This window comes from Micromonospora sp. WMMD734, assembly GCF_049178975.1.
Lineage (GTDB): Bacteria > Actinomycetota > Actinomycetes > Mycobacteriales > Micromonosporaceae > Micromonospora > Micromonospora wenchangensis.
Genome location: NZ_JBMHMK010000001.1, coordinates 5,900,159 through 5,917,044, shown reverse-complemented (window position 1 = coordinate 5,917,044; position 16,886 = coordinate 5,900,159). Strand labels below are relative to the sequence as shown.

Here is a 16,886-nt window from a genome sequence, read left to right as displayed (position 1 = left end):
GCCAGCGGGAAAGACGTTCAGGAAAGATCGGCGCTGACCAGCCAGCTCCGTGGGACGCCGCGTGCCTCGCGCGGCGCGACCGGGTACGGCCAACGCCCTTCGCCGGCGCCCGGCTCGCCCGGCTGCCGCAGGTCCCGGACGGTCCAGCCGTGCGCGGCCAGAAACTCCGCCGGATGGTCGGTGCCGAACTGCCATGGCGTGCCATCGTCGCGCAGACGCTGCAGGAACGACTGGGTCATCGGGTGGCGCAGCAGCGCTGCGCTGGCCAGATCGAGAACCAGGCGGCTGCCCGGCTGGCTCGCGCCGGCCACCCCCCTGAGCAGCCGCCCAGCCTGCGCCTCGGTGAGGAAGAAGATCAGCCCTTCGGCGATCCACAACGTACGCTCGTCGGGCACGAACCCTGCCGACGTCAGCACCGTCAGCCAGTCGCCGGCCAGATCGGCCCCGATCGACACGATGTTCACCTGCGGCTCGGCGTCGAGCTCGGCCAGGCGCCGCTGTTTCTCGTCGAGCAGGGCATCGTGGTCGACCTCGTACACCGTGACGCCGGGCGGCCACCTGAGGCGGTGGGTGCGAACGTCCATGCCGTTGGCGAGCATAACGACCTGCTGGATGCCGGTTTCGGCGAGTAGGCGTACGAGCGCGTCATCGATGTAGCGGGTGCGCACGGCGACGAAGTCGACCACCCCGGCGCCCCGGTAGTGTTCGAGCAGTTCGAAACCGCGCGGCTCGGCCAACTGCCGGGCGTACTCGTCGCGGACGATGCCGTCGGGCCGCTCCGTCTCCTGTGCGCGGGCGGCGGCGGTCCATTGGGCGGTGTAGGAGATCTGGTCCACCGGTTCACCTTTCTATGCGGCCAGGAAATGCTTCTGGATGGCGGAGAGGGTGCGAACCTCACCGATGTCGAGCGTGTCCATGTCGATCTCGATACCGCTTACCTCCGAGATGAGAAAGACGAACTCGACGAACGACAGCGAGTCGACGAGGCGATTGTCGATCAGATCCTCGTCGGCGGCGAGTTCGACGCGGTCCTCGTGCTTGGCGAGGATCCATTCCTTGATCCGGTTGATCGGGGTCGTTGTCTGCTGGGTCATCTCCGAGATTCCCTTCACCTGTCGACATGGCGGCGGCCACCGACGATCAGCACGATGTCCATATCGATCCGCAGGGCGCTAGACGGACTGCCGCTCACGAATCGTCCGTTCGACCATCTCGTGTGCGCGACCGGCCGACCTATACCGATCGGTCAGCACGCTCACCCACCGCTCCAGCCCGAAAGCGACGCAGCCGGTGAAGGCCGTGCTCCCGGTCGTGCCATCCGGCAGGTCGATGCCGATGCGGCAGCGCTCGCCGAAGAAGTTGCGATGCGTATTGACCGAGGCGATCGCGAGGCCGTCGACGCTGAACTCGTACTTCACCGGCTGCATCCGCTGGAGCAGGGCGCGAGCGCCGCCCTTCTCGAAGAAGGGGTCGGAAGCAGCGTCCACGGTGAACTCCAGCGAAAGCTCGCCGAGCAGTTTCTCGATTCTGCTCCGGTAACGGGCGATCACCTCCTGCGTGTGCTGATACGACCCGAGCGCAACGATCTCGCGCATCTGGAAGGTGAGTAGGCGACGTAGGCCATCGAAGTGCTCCTCGCTGCGAAAGCAGCGGTTGACGAGCGTCACCAGGGTGTCCGCCGGCACGATTCGGTCCTGGAAGTAGAGGTACGCGCCGAAGCAGGTCGCCGTGGACAGCCCAAGCCGGGCAGGGGCGACCTGGTCGGCTGCGAAGTGGTCACCGTCGGGACCGGAAACCGGTGCGCGCAGGCCGCCGGCGACCAGCGCGAGATGCGGAAAGTTGGTGTAGACGTCGAAGTTCGCCAGCTCGTCCACGGCATAGACCGGCGGCGCGGAGAGCTCGAGGCCACCCTCCTCCGTCGCCCAGCCGCGGAAGGTGTCGTCCAGCAGCCGCAGCAGGGCGGTCTCGGCAGGCCCCAGGATGGCCCGGCCGCCGGTGATCCGGTGGCACCCCGCGTCGCTCATCGGACGGCCCCGGTTCCCGCCGCGCCGACCGCGACGAGTCCGTGCCGGGTCAGGAACGAGTTGGTCTTGCGGAACACCTGCGCCTCGAACTCAGCCCGACGCGGGTCGTCGAGCAAGCGTCGCCGTACCTCCAGGGGGTTGGGGATGCCTGCGTCCTTGTAGACCTGCGGGTTGTACAGCGACTCGAAACTGTAGGTCAGGTAGCGGCTCAGGTAGTCGGCGACCTGGGCCAGTTCCTCCGGCGTAGCCCGCTCGCGGAACCCGTCGAAGAGCAGCCGGACCAACTCCCGCCCGAACGCGATGTGGCGGGACTCGTCTTGGTGGTGAATCTGGTTGATCTTCCGAATGGTGACGTCCAGGCGGTCGTCGAGCGCCATCTTGGCGTTGAAGTGGTCCACCAGTTCCTCGAAGATCAGGATGCGGGCGAAGACGAGCAGACTCGCCGCGTCGCTCGGCGGAATGGTCTCGGCACCACCACGCGGCTGCTTGTAGAGCTTGCCGCCATAGCGCAGGCAGAACTGGGCGAAGAACCACATATGCTCGTTCTCTTCACCGATGAAATGGTGGAAGAACTCCGACGGCGTAGCGAACTCGACGGTGTGTATCCGGCGGGTGACCTCGATGAGCAACTCGCGGATCCCGTGCACGTTGAGGCTGTAGAAGTTGAGACTCTCGTACTTCGAGAGCCGGTACAGCTGTTCCTCGCTCAGCTCGCGCGCGACCTCCGTGTCGTACGTGGTCGTCAGCTCGGGACTCATCCACCACGCACGCTCCGGGAGTGCTTGTGGCCACTCGAACATCTGGTAGGGGTTGTAGTAGTCCTCGACAGACTTCAAGCTGAGCCGGTTCAGGACTTCTCGGAGCCGCTCGCTGGTGTCGATGAGCGTAGACGTCATGATCGACATACCCTCCTGGTTCTTGCCGATTCCAGGGCCAGCCGGCCCAGCCGGTCCATGCGGTCGTCGGTCCTCGTGTACTGGTCGATTCGGCGGTTGAGCTGAGTGGTCGTGTACGCGAAGGCCAGGTTCTCGGCCGGCACGGCGAAGACCAGCGCACAGTCCTGCCCGTAGTGACCGAACGAGTCGACCGTCAGACCCGCCTGCGGTAGGTGGGGGTCAGGCAACATGAACCCGAGCGCGTACGCGCGCTCCCGGGCGAAGACCCGGTCCGGCCCGCGCCGCCGTAGCCGGGTGGCGCGTCGCAGGGTCGACTCGTTCCACAGGCGTACGCCGTCGACGGTGCCGATCGTGGCGGCGAGGATCCTCGCAAGTGCGCTTGCGGAGGAGACAGCGTTGCAGGCGGGCACCTCGGCGCCCAGGTACCGCAGAGAGTTCTCCACACCCGTCAGGTTCGGGTTGCGCTGGGAGCGGCTCAACAACGAGGTGCGGTCGCCGAGCAGGGCCAGGATGTCCGCGGCGGTGCTGGTGCCGGTCGGCTGTGTCTGGCGGAACGGTGCGAAGCGAGTCAGGTCGTTGATGCCGATGCGAACCTCGGCACCGAGCCGCTCGCGGAAGTGCTCCTGGAAGAGCTCGTCCACACGCTTGCCCGTGGCCCGCCGCAGGAATTCGCCGACGCCCCACCCGAAGGTCAGGTCGTGGTAGCCGTGGTCGGTTCCCGGCTCCCAGTAGGGGCGCTGCGCCGCGAGGGCATCAACGGCCGGATACCAGTCGAGCACGTCATCGACGGAGAGCCGACGATCGACGCCTACCAGACCCGCCTGGTGAGCGAGGAAGGTGGCCAGCGTCAGCGAGGTCTTGCCGGCCGCGGCGAACTCCGGCCAGACCTCGGCCATCGGGGAATCGATGTCGATCGCGCCCCGCTCGTGCAGCGCGTGCGTGATGACGGCAAGCAGGGCCTTGCTGACCGAGCGTACGTTCTGCACCTGGTCGTGTGTGCGCTGCGCGGAGCGCAGCCGGACCCGCTCCTCGCCGTCCACGTACACGCAGAGCTCGCTGTGGGAGTCCAGCCCTTCACGGTGGATCCGGTCGAACTCCTCAGCCAACGGGAGGAACTCTTCGGTGTGGGTGCCGACGATGTGTTCCAAATCAGGCCCCCTCCCGCATCCGCCGCTCGATCTCCTCGGCCAGCTCGCCCACGGTTGGTCTGTCGAAGCAGATCGAGGGAGGCAGCGGTACCGACAGACGGCGCTGCAGCCGGTTGCGGATGGTGAGGGCATTGAGTGAGTCCATGCCCGCCCGCGCCAGGTCGAGCCCGTCGATCTCGTCGCGGTCGAAACCCAGTTCCCGCGCTACGACCTCCACACAACAGGCCAGTACGTCCTCCGGGGCCGCCTCGGGCGCGGCGACGGTGAGCGCGGGCAGCGCACCGGTCAGGTCGCCGGTGAGCGGGTTGGAGGCGAGGTGGTGCTCCGGGTCGAGATCCTTCCAACGGACCGCCAACAGCCCCACCTGTCCCGAAGACCGGCTGGCCATCACGGCACGCAGCAGTGGGCGCCCCTCGGCGCTGGTGAACGTGCCGAGGCCCTGCTCGTCGAGCCGGAGCAGGAACGCGGTTTTACCGGCCAGATAGCCGACGTCCGACCAGGAACCCAGGTTGATCGACAAGCCAGGGAGGCCGAGTGCCCGACGATGCCCGGCCAACGCGTCCAGGTAGGCGCAGGCCGCCGCGTGCGCCGCCTGCCCGGGATTACCGAACAGCCCCGTGAAGGAGGACGTCATGACAAACAGGTCGAGGGCGGGCGCGTGCTCGGCGGCACTACGGTGCAGGTTCCATGCACCCTCCACCTTCGGTGCCAGCACCCCTTCGATGCCGCGCCAATCCGTCCGGTCGATGGTCGCATCGTCGATGACGCCCGCCGCGTGCACGACGCCCCGGATGCCCGCGCCCGTCCCGCCGTAGCTGACGAAGAGCCGGTCGACCTGCTGTGCAGAGGTGACGTCCACCCTCTCGGTCAGGATCTCCGCCCCAAACTCCTCGGCCAGTCTCCGTAGCCGCCGCTCCTGCTCCGGGCGGGGTGCCGACCGGCCACCGAGGACCAACCGCCGGCCACCGAGCTCCAGCAGCGCATGCGCGCACTCCAGGCCGACACCGGACAGTCCGCCGACGACCAGATACCAGCCCTCCGGATCGAGACGGGACGGCCCGGCCTGCACGGGCACCGGGGTATGCCGGAGTCGGGGCAGCAGCACCCGGTCACCGCGCAGCGCCAACTCGGCGTCACCGGAGCCGACGGTGAGGGAACCGAGGACGGCGGCGAACGACGACATCGTCGCGGTCCACCGTTGCTTGGTCGCGGCCGCGTCGAGATCAACGAGAACGTGCCGGACGGCCGGGAACTCCGTACGCGCGGTTCGGGCCAAACCGATGATCGCGCCCTGCGCGGAGACCACGTCGTCTGAGGTCAGGACGCGACGGGCACCAGCAGTCACGGTGTAGACGACGGCGGGCAGGTTCGCCCTGGCCAGCGCCTGGAAGAGTTGCAGGGTGACCGCTCCCCCGGCCGCGGCCACCTCGTCGAGGGCCGAACCCGTACGGGTGGAAAGCTCACCCAGGTCGGTCTGCCGCTTGCGCAGCACGGGAACGGCGTTGACGACCGTCGCCGGCCGAAGGCTGGTCAGCACCCGCACGGTGTCCGCCACCGCGTCGTCGGTGTGGACGTGGACCAGAACCTCGGCTCCGAGGCGCTCCAGCTCCCGGGTCAGTTCGGCGGCCGAATGTACGGACGGGGCGACGACTAGGACCCGGCCCGGCGCTCGGGTCAGCGGGATCGCCGGCGCGTCGGCCCAGGTGACCGAGTAGAGGGCGGGACCGTCCTGAGCTACCCCGTCGGGGCTCTCCGGGAGGTCGTCATCAACGCGCCCGACCGCCGTGTCCCCACCGGTCGGCACCGCCTCGACCCAGTGCCGCCCCCGCTGGAAGGGATAGGTGGGCAGGGTGACGGTACGGCCGCCGGGCGAAACGGACGACCAGTCCACCTCCAGTCCCGCCGTGTACGCACCGGCCAGCGCGAGCCGGGTGGAGGCGACGTCGTTGCGATCCCAGCGCAGCGTTTCGAGGCAGGTCGGCTCGTTCCGGGGGTCGGTGCCGAGGGTGAGCTGGGACAGGCCGGTGAGGGTGTCGGCCAGGCCGATCTCGAGCAGGATGCCGGGCACCTCCCCGACGGCTGCGCGGATCGCGGCGACGAACCGGACCGGCTGGCGCAGTTGCCGCAGCCAGTATTCGGGTGTCGCGATCTCCGCCGTGGCCGGTGCGCCGGTGAGCGTGGACACGAGCGTATGCACCGGCGGGCGCAGGTCAACGGCGTCCAGTACGGCGGCGTAGGCGTCGAGGATCGCGTCGACCTGCCGGGAGTGCGCGGCGCGGCCGACCCGCAGGGGCTTACAGATGATGCCGCGCCGCTCGGCCTCCGCAGTGGCGGCTCGGACGGCGGCGCCGTCACCGGAGATCACGGTACGGTTCGGCGCGTTGACCGCCGCGAGGTCGACCTGATCATGCTCGGCCAGCAGCTCCCGCACCCAACGCTCGTCGGCGAAGACGGCGGCCATAGCACCGGACTCGGGCAGGGTGCTGAACAGCCGGGCACGCTCGGACACGAGATACAGCCCGGTCGTGAAGTCGAAGACGCCCGCACCGTACGCCGCCGCGTACTCGCCGAGGCTGTGGCCGACGTACCCGTCCGGCTCGATGCCCCAGTGGCGCCAGAGGGTGAGCAGCGCCGCCTGCAGGGTGTAGACGACCGGCTGGGCCAGCCGGAAGTCGGTGATCGGCATCCCCCGGCGCGCCTCATCCTGATAGAGGAAACTGGAGAGGCGGTGGCCGATGAGCTGCTGGTAGTGCGGGTCGACACGTTCGATGAAGCTGCGGAACACGGGCTCGGTCAGGTAGAGATCGCGACAGGCCTCCAGGTATTCGGCACCGTGCCCGGAGAAGAGCGCGGTCAGCCGGGGTACGGCGTCACGGGCGACGCCGGAGTGGAGCCCGATCTCTCCATCGAACCCGTCTGCCGCGTCCGCCTCGCCATTCGTCACGGCATCCAGCAGCATGGCGAGCGTCTTGCGGTCTGAACCGACGACCGCCGCCCGGTATGGGAAGTGTCGACGCCCCGTGCCGAGGGTGAACGCGGCGTCAGCGGCGCTCGGCGCGGCCTCGCCCAGCAGGGCCGTACCGATCCGCGACGCCAGCTCACGCACTGCGGGCTCGGACTCGCCGGAGAGGGGTAGTACCTGGATTCTGGCGTCGGTGCCGGTTTCGGCGGGACCGGGTGGTGCCTCCTCCAGGATCGCGTGCGCGTTCGTGCCACCCAGGCCGAAGGCGCTGACCCCGGCCCGACGCGGTGTCCCACCGGACTCCCACCCCGCGGTCTCGGACTGTACGAAGAAGGGCGACCCGGCGAAGTCGATGCCCGGATTAGGCTCCCGGTAGTGCAACGAGGCCGGCAGCGTCCGGTGCCAGAGAGCGAGCGCCGTTTTGATCAGCCCGGCGATGCCGGCGGCCCAGCTCAGATGCCCGATATTGGTCTTGACCGAGCCCAGGGCACAGGAGCCGGGCGGGACCCCTCCGAACACCTCGGTTAACGCCGCGACCTCGATGGGATCGCCGGTCGGTGTCGCGGTGCCGTGCGCCTCGACGTAGGAGATCGAGCCGGGCTCGACGTCGGCGGCGGCGAGCGCCTGACGGATCACTGCGGCCTGACCCGACAGGCTCGGGGAGCTGAACCCCGGTTTGCCGGACCCATCGTTGTTGATCGCGGTACTGCGGACTACCGCATACACCCGGTCGCCGTCGGCCATCGCCCGGTCGAACGGCTTGAGCAGGACTGCGCCGACGCCGCTGCCGAAGATCGTCCCGGTGGCACCCGCATCGAAGGTCCGGCAGTGCCCGTCCGCGGAGAGCACCAGACCGGGCTCTGGCTGATAACGATCGATCTGCGGCACCGGTACGTGCGCCGCGCCGGCGAGGGCCATGTCGCACTCGCCCGCCAGCAACGCCTGGCAAGCCAGGTGCAGCGCGTAGAGGCCGGTGGCGCAGGCGGCATGGACGCTCACGCTGGGACCGTTGAGATCGAGTTTGTACGACACCCGGCTGGTCAGGAAGTCGCCTCCGGCGGCCATGATCAGCTGTAGGTCCTGCGCCGAGTCAAGAAAGTTCGGCAGCGGCTTGCTCGCCTGCCGCCCGAGGTGGTGCATCAGGTAGAGGCTGGTGCCGCAGCCGCCGTACACGCCGACATCCGGCGTGCCCCGCTGACCCGCCGCGCCGCCATCCTCGAGTGCCTCCCAGCAGACCTCGAGGAAGAGCCGCTGCTGTGGGTCGAGTAGCGCCGCTTCGCGTGGGCTGTAGCCGAAGAAGCCGGCGTCGAACCGGTCGATGCCGTCCAAGAGGGCCGAAGCGTGTATCCACCCGGACGGCCCGTCGGTCACAGTGATCGACTCCACGCCCCCCACCAGGTTCGACCAGAACCTCTCAAGGGTGTCCGCGCCGGGAAACCGGCAGGCCATTCCGATGATCGCTACGCTGTCCTCGTAGCTCATTGACCGGATCCTCCCGTGGGTGGTGCCGCCTCTTTCTGCTCCTACCTCGCACGCTGCCCTACGTCGCCCGCCGGGCCAGACGCCTCCGTTCCGCCGCGCTCGACGCGCCACCCGGACGAACCCAGCCGCCGGCCCGGTGCGGTGTGGGCGCGGGTGTACGCAGTCGTGCCGCCATCGCGGCGACGGTTGGGTGCCGATAGAGGTCGATTAGCCGCAGGTCCGCCTCGGGGACAGCGTTGACCAGCTGGGTGAAGACCGAGCCGAGCTGTGCCGAGTTGCCGCCGACGTCGAAGAACCGCTCGTCAGTGGCGAACGACCGATCCGTGCCGAGCACCGTGGCCCAGGCATCGGCGACAATCTGTTCGTAGGAACGGCCCTCCCGGCCGGCGTGGGCTGCCCCGGGGCCGCTGCCGGCCAGTAACCGTTCCACCGCCCGTCGGTCCACCTTGCCGCTCACGGCAAGCGGCAGCGCGGACATGATCCGCACCAGGTGCGGTACCGCGTACCACGGAAGGGACTCACCGAGCCGGGTCCTGACCGTGTCTGCCGTGAGACCGGGTGCGGCAGGTTTCACCGCCGCGACAAGCCCGCTCACCCTGCCGGCGTCATCCCGGACGGGCAGCACGACGGCCTCCCCGACCTCAGCCATCGCACGGATCGTCGCCTCGATTTCGCCAAGCTCGATTCGATAGCCCCGCACCTTGACCTGACCGTCAATCCGGCCGTGGTAGCGCAGGGTGGCGTCGGCACCGACACTGACCAGGTCGCCGCTGCGATACCAGCGCCGCCGGTCCTCTCCATCGCCCAGGACGGGAAACTTGCGGGCGGTGAGCTCTGGGTCGTTGACGTAACCCCGGGCGAGGCCGGGACCGGCGATCAGCAGCTCACCAGGTTCGCCCTGAGAGCATTCCCGCCCAGCCTCGTCAACGACACGCACGGTGTAGCCGTGCAGGGGTCGCCCGATCGGTACGTAGCCGGTGTCACGGTCGGAGCACTCGTGCAGTGTCGTCGCTACGGTGGCCTCGGTCGGGCCGTAGGCGTTGTAGACGTGTTCCACCGCGCTGAGCTGGCCGACCAGCCCGGGCTGGACGATCTCGCCGCCCAGGATCAGCACCCGCAGCTTGCTGATACCGGCGGCGATCGCGCGGTCCTGCAGCATGAGCTGCACCAGCGAGGGCGTCACGAAGAAGTGGGTGACCCGCCCGCTGGTCAGCATGCTGTTGAGCACCTCGACACCGTCACTGTTCCTGCCGGCCAGGGAATCGGAAGCGGCGAGCATGACGGGGATACCCCGGGTCAACGGCCAGAACAATTCCACAACCGACAGATCGAAGCAGATGCTGGCCGCGGCGAGCCAGCATTCCTCCGGCCAACTGTGCGGTCTCGGCAACACCAGGTCCAGTGCCGCGAACAGGTTCTCGACACCGCCGTGCTCGATAGCGACGCACTTCGGCTCGCCCGTCGATCCGGAGGTGAAGATGAGGTACGCCAGGTCGGCGCTCCCCGGCTCGACGACAGCGGCTCCGCCCTGATCGGGTGAGCATGGCAAGGGGTTCAGGAGCCGGTACGGCAGCGCAGCGAAGCTCTTCTCGGTTGTTTCGTCGACGAGGACACACCCCACGTCGGCCGCGTCGGCCATGGAGCGAATCCTGGAATCGGGGTAGTGCGGGTCGACCGGGACGTACGGCGCGCCGATCCCCATCACGGCAAGCATCGCCACCAGACGATTCACCGTCGGTGCCATGCAGATCGCGATCGGGCGGGCGGGCCCGCAGCCGGCAGCGCGCAACACGCCGGCGGTCGCCTCTACCCGGTGCCAGAAATCCGCCCAGGATAAGGATTCCGTGGCGTCGGCCACGGCCACCGCGTCGGGCGTGCTCATCGCTCGCCGACGGCACTGTTCGACAATTGACCGACGACCACTGTTCACGAACGACGCCGATGGCATAACAACTCCCCGTAGTCGACCGTAAGCTCAGACAACGCAAAGATCAAAAGCGTGACGATTCCAGAAGGTCGTCCCGACGCTAACAAGGGCCACTTTTTCAGTCAACACCGACCCACTCGTTCGAAAGGATTACGGCCATCATTCCGCAGTAATCCCTCTACGACCGACAACTGCACGTACAAACGCGATCCAGCTGGTCGGATCGGCGTTTGGCACGCAGCCGCCCAATTGCCACCTGACCAGGGAACAACCGCTATTCAGCTGGGGTGCTCTGGCGGCACCGGCGGGCACGGGTCTGACGACGGCGTCGCCGGGCTCGCCCGTGGGCGGCCTGGCCCAGCAGGCCCGGATGCTGGGCATCGATGGCGGAAGGATCGCTTGACCCATGGCACGACATGCCGCGCGACCGCCGTGACCCGTGCGACGCTCCGAGCGATCATGATGGAAAGCTTCGTTCTGATTGTTGCGGGCCGGGATTCCCCTGCCGGGTCACCTGCAACCGCAAGCTCAGACGGTGAGCCAGGTTGTTACCAGAACCGAGAGCAACCGGCAGCTTACTATCGCCTCGCCGGTGTCAGACCTGACTGCCACCACCGTTGGCGTGACTCGCGCCGCGCGTCGTGGAGTCGCCACCCCCGCAAGCGGGCCTCCTCTGGACATTCCTTAATTGAGGAACGAGGCTGGTGCTGCATTGCTTTCATCGGGTCAGCGTGAAAACGGGGTTCACGAAAATGACGCAGAACGATCGCCGAAAATCCACATTTCCAGTCGAGGTGCTCAACGCGACCAGTGCCGCAGGTCACACGTTGGCCATGGGGCTGCTGGAGTCCCGGCCACTGGTCCAGGTGATGTTCCTCAGCCGCTTCTTGGCCGGGGCGGCGCTTGCCGGCCAGGCGCGTGCCCACCTCGACGCGATCGCCGTCGGCGCCGTGGCGTGGTTCTCGGCCGCCGTCGCCGTCTACATCTTCAACGGAGTCATGGACGTCGCCGAGGACCGCGGTAACGGCTCGCGGCGCCCTGTCGCGTCGGGGCGACTGCCCCGGTCGAGCGCGGCGGTGCTGACAGGCGGCATGGCCACCCTGGCGCTCGGCGCCGGCGCGGTGGCCGGCATCGAGGTCGAAGTACTGGTCTTCCTGGGCCTGGGGTTTGCCTACTCGGGTCCTCCGTTCCCGGCCAAGCACCAGGGGGTGGCCACCTCGGCCGTCGTCACCGGCCTGGGGCTGCTGACCTTCCTGGGGGGCATGGGTGTCGCGCAGGGCTTCAGCACCGCCGCGATCGTCTTCGGCCTGACCATGTCATCGTGGATGGGGCTGGTGGGTGCCCTGGCCAAGGATCTGACGGACGTGCCGGGTGACACCCTGGCGGGACGGCGCACGTTCGCGGTGCGGCACGGGGTCGATCCCGTCGCTCGGTACACCGCCGTACTAGCGGTCGGGGTCGCGGCGACGGGCCTCACGGCGGCCACCTTGGCAGCACCGATCCTGCTACCGTCCATGCTGGTACTCACAGCGGCGGCGTCCCGCCTCGCCCGCGACTGCCGCTCACTCACCGCCGACTCCCTCGGTCACCCCTACCGCAGCTTCATGGTCGGTCAATATGGAGCTATCGTCGCGCTAGGAATTTCCCTTGTCTGCCGCAACACGTTCTGACCACAACAAAAGATGTTGCGTCGTGGGATATCCTCAGAGAAGCTGTGTGCAGATTCCTGGTCCAAAGGTCGTACGAGGCAGAGGATTACGAGGCACAGGGTGTCGCTGGTCGACAGTTTCCGAGCGCATACCGTCGAGATCCTCGCCCGCTACGAGCGGGCTCTGCGCGACGCTGACAGCCCTCTCGTCGCCACGGCCGACCGTTGGGATCAGACCCGCCGTCAAGCCGAAGAGATACTCGGCGAATGCCTGCACCTGCTCGGCCCGATCGCCCAGGAACGACCCGACCCGCAGGCCGCCACCCGCGAACTCGGCATCGACCGGGCCCGCCAGCAGATCCTCGTCGCCGACTCGATCCGCGCGGGCATCCTGCTGTGGCGCGCGGCGGTGCCCGTCCTACGCGAGGTGGCGATGTCGGAAAGCCCCGACCGCCTACCCGACATGTTCGACCGCCTGCACGAGGCGATCAGCATCCGGCTCTATATCGGCAGCGTGGCGCACGAACACGTCCGGCTCGCCAACCGGGCCGCTGCGGCAGGGAACGATCAGCGCAGCGAGCCCGAGGGGGTCACGCGCCCGGACAACATCACCGAGCGCGAGTGGGAGGTGCTCAAGTGTGTCGGCCGCGCCTACTCCAACCGCGAGATCGCCAAGGAACTCGCGATCAGCGAACCCACCGTGAAAGCTCATTTGCGCAAGATATTCCGCAAGCTGGCGGCAACCTCGCGCGTGGATGCGATCAACAAGGTGGGCCTGCCGCACCGCTACAGATCCTGAATTGTCAGGTTGTGTCGGGTTCAAGGGTCAGTCCGGTGTGAGCGAGGAACCCGTCGAGTAGGTCGGTGCGTACTGGATGCTCTGGAGCCGGTTCTTGATGATCGCGAGGAGGTGGTTGACGCCGGTGACGGCGAGGTTGCCGATGCTGCGTTTGAGGTGGGACCACACGGCCTCGGTGGGGTTCAGGTCCGGGGCGTAGGCCGGTAGCCGGATCACGGTCAGCCAGTCCCGGGCGTCGATCATCTGCCGCATGGCGGCGGAAACGTGGGTGTTCAGGTTGTGCCAGACCAGCACGACCGGGCCGTCGATCTGTTGGTGGGCGGCATCGAGGAGGGCCATGTAGTCGCGTTCGCTGAAGCTGCGGCGCTCGTTCTTGCGGCCGCGATGGGTGGTCGTGCGGTAGATCAGTCGGGACCGCTGGCCGGGCCGGTAGCAGGTCAGCCCGGCGAGCGAGACGCGGCCGGAGCCCTTCCCCGACACCGCGACCACGGGGGTGTGCCCGCGTGGTCCCCAGGTGCGTGCCTTCGGTGGGCGCAGCGTCTGACCGGCCTCATCTTCGAAGACCAGCCACGCCTGCCGCTGCGCCGCTACCGTTTTCCCGCTGGCCACGTCTCCCGCCGCCACGTGGTGACCGCGGCCTCGTCACGCTCGACCGCCCGATGCGCGGGGACCTGCACCGACCAACCCAGCCGGTACATGATGTTCGCCGTCCCCCACAGCGTGTGCCGGGCGCGGAACATCCGGGCAATCAGGTCCGACACCCGCGCCCGGGTCCACCGCTGATCCCTACCGAACCCGTGCGCCGCCAGCCCCTGCTCCAGAGCATCGGCCAGCCGCCGCAACCGACCCTCATCCAGCCGGCACCGAGACCCGCCAGGCCCTTTCGACGCCAGAGTCTGTTCACCACCGGCCTGCCATCGCTTGCGCCAGCCGTACACCGCAGTCTGCGACACCCGCAGCCTGCACGCGATCTCCGGCACCGACACATCCTGGGCGAACCACCCGGCAGCCTGCCCCCGTACCGCCTCACGCTTCGCCCGCCCCCGCGCGGACAACCCACCTCCATCGGGATACCTCATCACCCCGGCCTACAACGACCACCAACGAAGATCACGCCGACGCGCCGACGCACAGTGGACGACCCGGCCATTCAAGATCTGTAGCAGCGATGATCGTGGCAGAGGACACACGGGCCGGTCACCGGGACCCCTCCCGATCCCGGCTGCCGTGATTTGTCGCCCACTCCCAGATGGCCTTCCTCGCCACCGAACTGAACTCACCGGTCGTGGGCTCCGAGAAGAGCAACTTCTCCAGTTCCTCCGACGGCCCTCGCTCCGCCAGCACCCACCCACGTGCCATCCATCCAGCGTACGAGAGGAAATCGGGAGGATCCCCCAGCAGGACGTCCCGGTCGAACGCCGGCAGCAGCACCGGCAGGATCTCGTCCAGCCGCCTCCGGATCAGGGCCGACACCTCAGCCGCGCTCGCCTCATCCGTGACCCGCCACTGATCGCCACCGGAGAAGCCGGAGAAACCGATCCGGTGCCGCCAGAGACCGTGCATTTCCCGAGGCCTCGCCGACTCGGGGAGTCTGTAGCGCAGGCGATCCCGCTCCCACTTGGGTGCCAGCACCAACGCCACGTTGACGTAGAACACCTTCTCGGCCCTGCTCGAGCAATCGGACGTCTGGAGCTCGATGATCAACACATCACCCTCGGGTGAAGACCGACGGAAGATCATTTTGTCGCGCTCGAAACCGTACCCTGCGAGTTGATCGGCGACCTCCTTGACGAGCGTGCCGAACAGCGATTGCGCAGACACCTGGGCATCACCTCTCTCGTCCAACAGCAAGCTCCCCTCTGGGGAGAGGCAGGCACGGGCTCAGTACACGACAACTATCGACATCTGCGAGTGCGGCTCCGACCGCGCCTGCCTGCAAAATCAACTACAGTCAGTCATGTTAGTCGACCCGGCGGCGTCCGGATCTAGCCGAATTGAGTGCACGCCCACGGGTCCGAACGCATAGGTTGGCGTACATGGTGGACGGGCCGTGGAAGGTTCAGCAGTACTGCTACTTCTGGCTCGACAGCGAGGCGGTGACAGCCGAACAGATTACGGAATGTCTCGGGCTTGAACCGGATCGGACCGCCGCCATGGGAAGCCGTCGCACATCGCCGGGGCCGGTCCCGGCAGCTCATCGGTGGGAGATCCGCTGTGAGACGCACGGACGAATCGACGAGCAGGCGTCCACCGTGCTCGCCCGTATCGCCCCGGCGGCCGATCGGGTGCGGGCCCTCGTCGACGGCGGCGACGTCGACGCAGGTCTGATGATGGTTCGCTGGTTCGACGACCCAGACGGCGGCTACAACGCGATGGGCTGGTGGCTGAGCTGTGAGCAGATCCAACTGCTCGCACGGATGGGCGCTAGCGTCGAATCGGATGAGTACGCGGGAGACTTCACCGCCCATTCAAGCCGATGACCGTCCTCATCTGCCGCTGCAAGCGTGTCTCTATCGTTGCGTTCAGCAGGTCGAGTGGAACAGTCCTGCGACTGCGGTGCCACTGGTGGCGAGGTCGTTGTAGATCTGGACTGCCTCGGTGGTCTCGGCCACGTGGACGGTCACCCCGCGCTCCTCCAACAGTCTGAGGGTACGCGGGTCGACCTGCAGCTGCAGGCGCATGCCACGCGACAGTACGACGGTCGTGGCACCGTGGGCCAGAAGCTCTAGGACATCATCGGGCTGAACACCGGGGCTGTGGCGGGTACCGGTTTCGGACCAGTCCCACGGGCGGCCACCGCTGGGGTAGAGCTTGAAGTCCTTGCCAACTCCAAGGTTTTCGACGTCCATGTGGCCCCATGAGATCGCCAGTACGAGCGGCGAACGAGTTGTTTCGCTGGACACGGCGGCCCCTCGTTGGACGGAGCCGCGTCGGCCGCGGCTGAACGTTCTGTGCAGGCTGCCAGACCTTACGCTCATGCCGCGATCCGCATGCTTTACCGGGATCGTCGTGCGTCGAGCCGGCCCGGGCGTACGGAGCCGGACAGGAGGACGAAGTTCAGCCGATGACGGCGGCGAGAGTGGGATTCGCAGCCCGCGTCGCAGTCGACGGCTGCGGCGAGCAGGCTGGCGGTTGCTGAAGAAGCTGGGACTGCTGTTTCACCTGCCCGTTCGCCGGGAGCCGGGGCGCCGACCCCTACCCGCAGACCCGGAACTGCGGCGTCGGGTCGGCTGATCAGCCGGTCCGTCGACGGCACCAGGGCTGGAGAACGACACCAAAGGCGCTGCAGGACGGGAAGACTCCGGTGGCGGCCATTGCGACGCCGCGATCTGGGCCCCGGTGACCGGCAGGGTGGGCGAGACCTGGTCGAGCAAGCGCTGCGCCACGGTGGCGTCGATCTCGACGTCTGCGCTGATGCGAACATCGGCCGCGGTCGCCAGGTCCACGACGTCGTCGCTGGTAAACGCATCAGCTCCGAGAGTACTCAACCGTCGCGCGAACTCCTGGACATTGATCATTTGCAGCCTCATCGTCGGATTGTTAATCATCCACCGTAACCCCCCAGCCCCGGCAAAGTCGTGACGGTGTCTGACTTGTGAGCCTTGGAGTAGAAGCGCCGCTGTTGGTAGTAGCAAGACGGGCATGACCGACTCGAAAGATCCGTCGGCCCGCAGGAACGACTCACACTGCGCCCACAAAACCCGGTCCACGACCTGCCGACCCCGCTCGACATTCGCGACCGTGCTCCGAGTGCTGTGCACCCACCGCGACATCGTCCTGCGTCAACCCACGCCGCGAACGCCACCCAGCCAGCAGCCGCCCAAGCGCCCGTTTCACATCACTGAGTTGCTGCGGATCCACGACGACGTCCCGCCACTGACATCGGACTACTGACCACCGCCCGCCACAACGCCCACGGTGAACCGACCATAACGGAAAGCAGCGACAACGGTGACCCCAAAACCCCGCTGCCACACAAGACCGGAAACCCACCCCAACC

General features: G+C 67.7%; 15 protein-coding genes. 3 read left to right on the top strand and 12 right to left on the bottom strand.

Annotated elements, in window-relative coordinates; all coding sequences use genetic code 11:
- Positions 1-17: 17 nt before the first annotated feature.
- The 7 genes from ACN267_RS25755 to ACN267_RS25725 form a co-directional block, all read right to left on the bottom strand.
- On the bottom strand, positions 18-836 hold the full coding sequence (locus tag ACN267_RS25755) for an SAM-dependent methyltransferase (protein WP_204961870.1): 819 nt from the start codon (positions 834-836) through the stop codon (positions 18-20).
- Between the two features lie 12 nt (positions 837-848).
- Positions 849-1,094, bottom strand: coding sequence for a hypothetical protein (locus ACN267_RS25750; protein WP_204961871.1), 246 nt, complete (start codon positions 1,092-1,094; stop codon positions 849-851).
- Between the two features lie 78 nt (positions 1,095-1,172).
- Positions 1,173-2,024, bottom strand: coding sequence for a hypothetical protein (locus ACN267_RS25745; RefSeq protein ID WP_421489833.1), 852 nt, complete (start codon positions 2,022-2,024; stop codon positions 1,173-1,175).
- Positions 2,021-2,920: a diiron oxygenase gene (locus tag ACN267_RS25740; protein ID WP_421489832.1), complete on the bottom strand. Its 900-nt coding sequence runs from the start codon at positions 2,918-2,920 to the stop codon at positions 2,021-2,023. The genes ACN267_RS25745 and ACN267_RS25740 overlap by 4 nt, the downstream gene beginning before the upstream one ends.
- Complete coding sequence (locus ACN267_RS25735) at positions 2,917-4,068, bottom strand: serine hydrolase domain-containing protein (protein WP_421489831.1); 1,152 nt, start codon at positions 4,066-4,068, stop codon at positions 2,917-2,919. The genes ACN267_RS25740 and ACN267_RS25735 overlap by 4 nt, the downstream gene beginning before the upstream one ends.
- A 1-nt stretch (position 4,069) precedes the next feature.
- Entirely contained in the window at positions 4,070-8,512 is a 4,443-nt protein-coding gene (locus ACN267_RS25730; RefSeq protein WP_421489830.1) for a type I polyketide synthase, read from the bottom strand.
- A gap of 58 nt (positions 8,513-8,570) precedes the next feature.
- Positions 8,571-10,394 (bottom strand): non-ribosomal peptide synthetase, encoded by a 1,824-nt coding sequence (locus ACN267_RS25725; RefSeq protein WP_421489829.1) that lies wholly within the window; start codon positions 10,392-10,394, stop codon positions 8,571-8,573.
- 797 nt (positions 10,395-11,191) lie between these two features.
- On the opposite strand from ACN267_RS25725, the gene ACN267_RS25720 reads away from it, so the two are divergent.
- Both ACN267_RS25720 and ACN267_RS25715 read left to right on the top strand, forming a co-directional pair.
- The gene (locus tag ACN267_RS25720) at positions 11,192-12,109 is read left to right on the top strand and encodes a UbiA family prenyltransferase (protein WP_421489828.1); all 918 of its coding nucleotides are present in this window, start codon (positions 11,192-11,194) and stop codon (positions 12,107-12,109) included.
- 99 nt (positions 12,110-12,208) lie between these two features.
- Positions 12,209-12,886, top strand: a complete 678-nt coding sequence (locus ACN267_RS25715) for a helix-turn-helix transcriptional regulator (RefSeq protein ID WP_421489827.1) — start codon at positions 12,209-12,211, stop codon at positions 12,884-12,886.
- Positions 12,887-12,913: 27 nt separating this feature from the next.
- On the opposite strand, the gene ACN267_RS25710 is transcribed toward ACN267_RS25715, so the two are convergent.
- The 3 genes from ACN267_RS25710 to ACN267_RS25700 form a co-directional block, all read right to left on the bottom strand.
- A complete protein-coding gene (locus tag ACN267_RS25710; protein WP_421489826.1) occupies positions 12,914-13,495 on the bottom strand; it encodes a transposase in 582 nt (193 codons plus the stop codon).
- The gene (locus tag ACN267_RS25705) at positions 13,474-13,965 is read right to left on the bottom strand and encodes a helix-turn-helix domain-containing protein (RefSeq protein ID WP_421489825.1); all 492 of its coding nucleotides are present in this window, start codon (positions 13,963-13,965) and stop codon (positions 13,474-13,476) included. Before ACN267_RS25705 ends, ACN267_RS25710 begins: the two co-directional genes overlap by 22 nt.
- A 118-nt stretch (positions 13,966-14,083) precedes the next feature.
- The gene (locus ACN267_RS25700; protein ID WP_421489824.1) at positions 14,084-14,731 is read right to left on the bottom strand and encodes a DUF4304 domain-containing protein; all 648 of its coding nucleotides are present in this window, start codon (positions 14,729-14,731) and stop codon (positions 14,084-14,086) included.
- A gap of 191 nt (positions 14,732-14,922) precedes the next feature.
- Between ACN267_RS25700 and ACN267_RS25695 the strand changes: the two genes are divergently transcribed.
- Positions 14,923-15,366 carry a DUF4279 domain-containing protein gene (locus ACN267_RS25695; protein ID WP_421489823.1) on the top strand — a complete coding sequence of 148 codons (444 nt, stop codon included), beginning with the start codon at positions 14,923-14,925 and terminating at the stop codon, positions 15,364-15,366.
- Positions 15,367-15,408: 42 nt separating this feature from the next.
- Here ACN267_RS25695 and ACN267_RS25690 read toward each other — a convergent pair whose 3' ends face one another.
- The gene (locus tag ACN267_RS25690) at positions 15,409-15,864 is read right to left on the bottom strand and encodes an Mth938-like domain-containing protein (RefSeq protein ID WP_421489822.1); all 456 of its coding nucleotides are present in this window, start codon (positions 15,862-15,864) and stop codon (positions 15,409-15,411) included.
- Between the two features lie 180 nt (positions 15,865-16,044).
- Positions 16,045-16,416, bottom strand: coding sequence for a hypothetical protein (locus tag ACN267_RS25685; RefSeq protein ID WP_281902018.1), 372 nt, complete (start codon positions 16,414-16,416; stop codon positions 16,045-16,047).
- Positions 16,417-16,886 lie beyond the last annotated feature (470 nt).

What these genes read in the sequence shown, in the direction of transcription:
- ACN267_RS25750 (WP_204961871.1), bottom strand. Translation starts at nt 1,094, where the DNA reads ATGACCCAGCAGACAACGACCCCGATCAACCGGATCAAGGAATGGATC.
- ACN267_RS25705 (WP_421489825.1), bottom strand. Translation starts at nt 13,965, where the DNA reads ATGAGGTATCCCGATGGAGGTGGGTTGTCCGCGCGGGGGCGGGCGAAG.
- ACN267_RS25730 (WP_421489830.1), bottom strand. Translation starts at nt 8,512, where the DNA reads ATGAGCTACGAGGACAGCGTAGCGATCATCGGAATGGCCTGCCGGTTT.
- ACN267_RS25695 (WP_421489823.1), top strand. Translation starts at nt 14,923, where the DNA reads ATGGTGGACGGGCCGTGGAAGGTTCAGCAGTACTGCTACTTCTGGCTC.
- ACN267_RS25740 (WP_421489832.1), bottom strand. Translation starts at nt 2,920, where the DNA reads ATGACGTCTACGCTCATCGACACCAGCGAGCGGCTCCGAGAAGTCCTG.
- ACN267_RS25720 (WP_421489828.1), top strand. Translation starts at nt 11,192, where the DNA reads ATGACGCAGAACGATCGCCGAAAATCCACATTTCCAGTCGAGGTGCTC.
- ACN267_RS25745 (WP_421489833.1), bottom strand. Translation starts at nt 2,024, where the DNA reads ATGAGCGACGCGGGGTGCCACCGGATCACCGGCGGCCGGGCCATCCTG.
- ACN267_RS25690 (WP_421489822.1), bottom strand. Translation starts at nt 15,864, where the DNA reads ATGAGCGTAAGGTCTGGCAGCCTGCACAGAACGTTCAGCCGCGGCCGA.
- ACN267_RS25725 (WP_421489829.1), bottom strand. Translation starts at nt 10,394, where the DNA reads ATGAGCACGCCCGACGCGGTGGCCGTGGCCGACGCCACGGAATCCTTA.
- ACN267_RS25685 (WP_281902018.1), bottom strand. Translation starts at nt 16,416, where the DNA reads ATGAGGCTGCAAATGATCAATGTCCAGGAGTTCGCGCGACGGTTGAGT.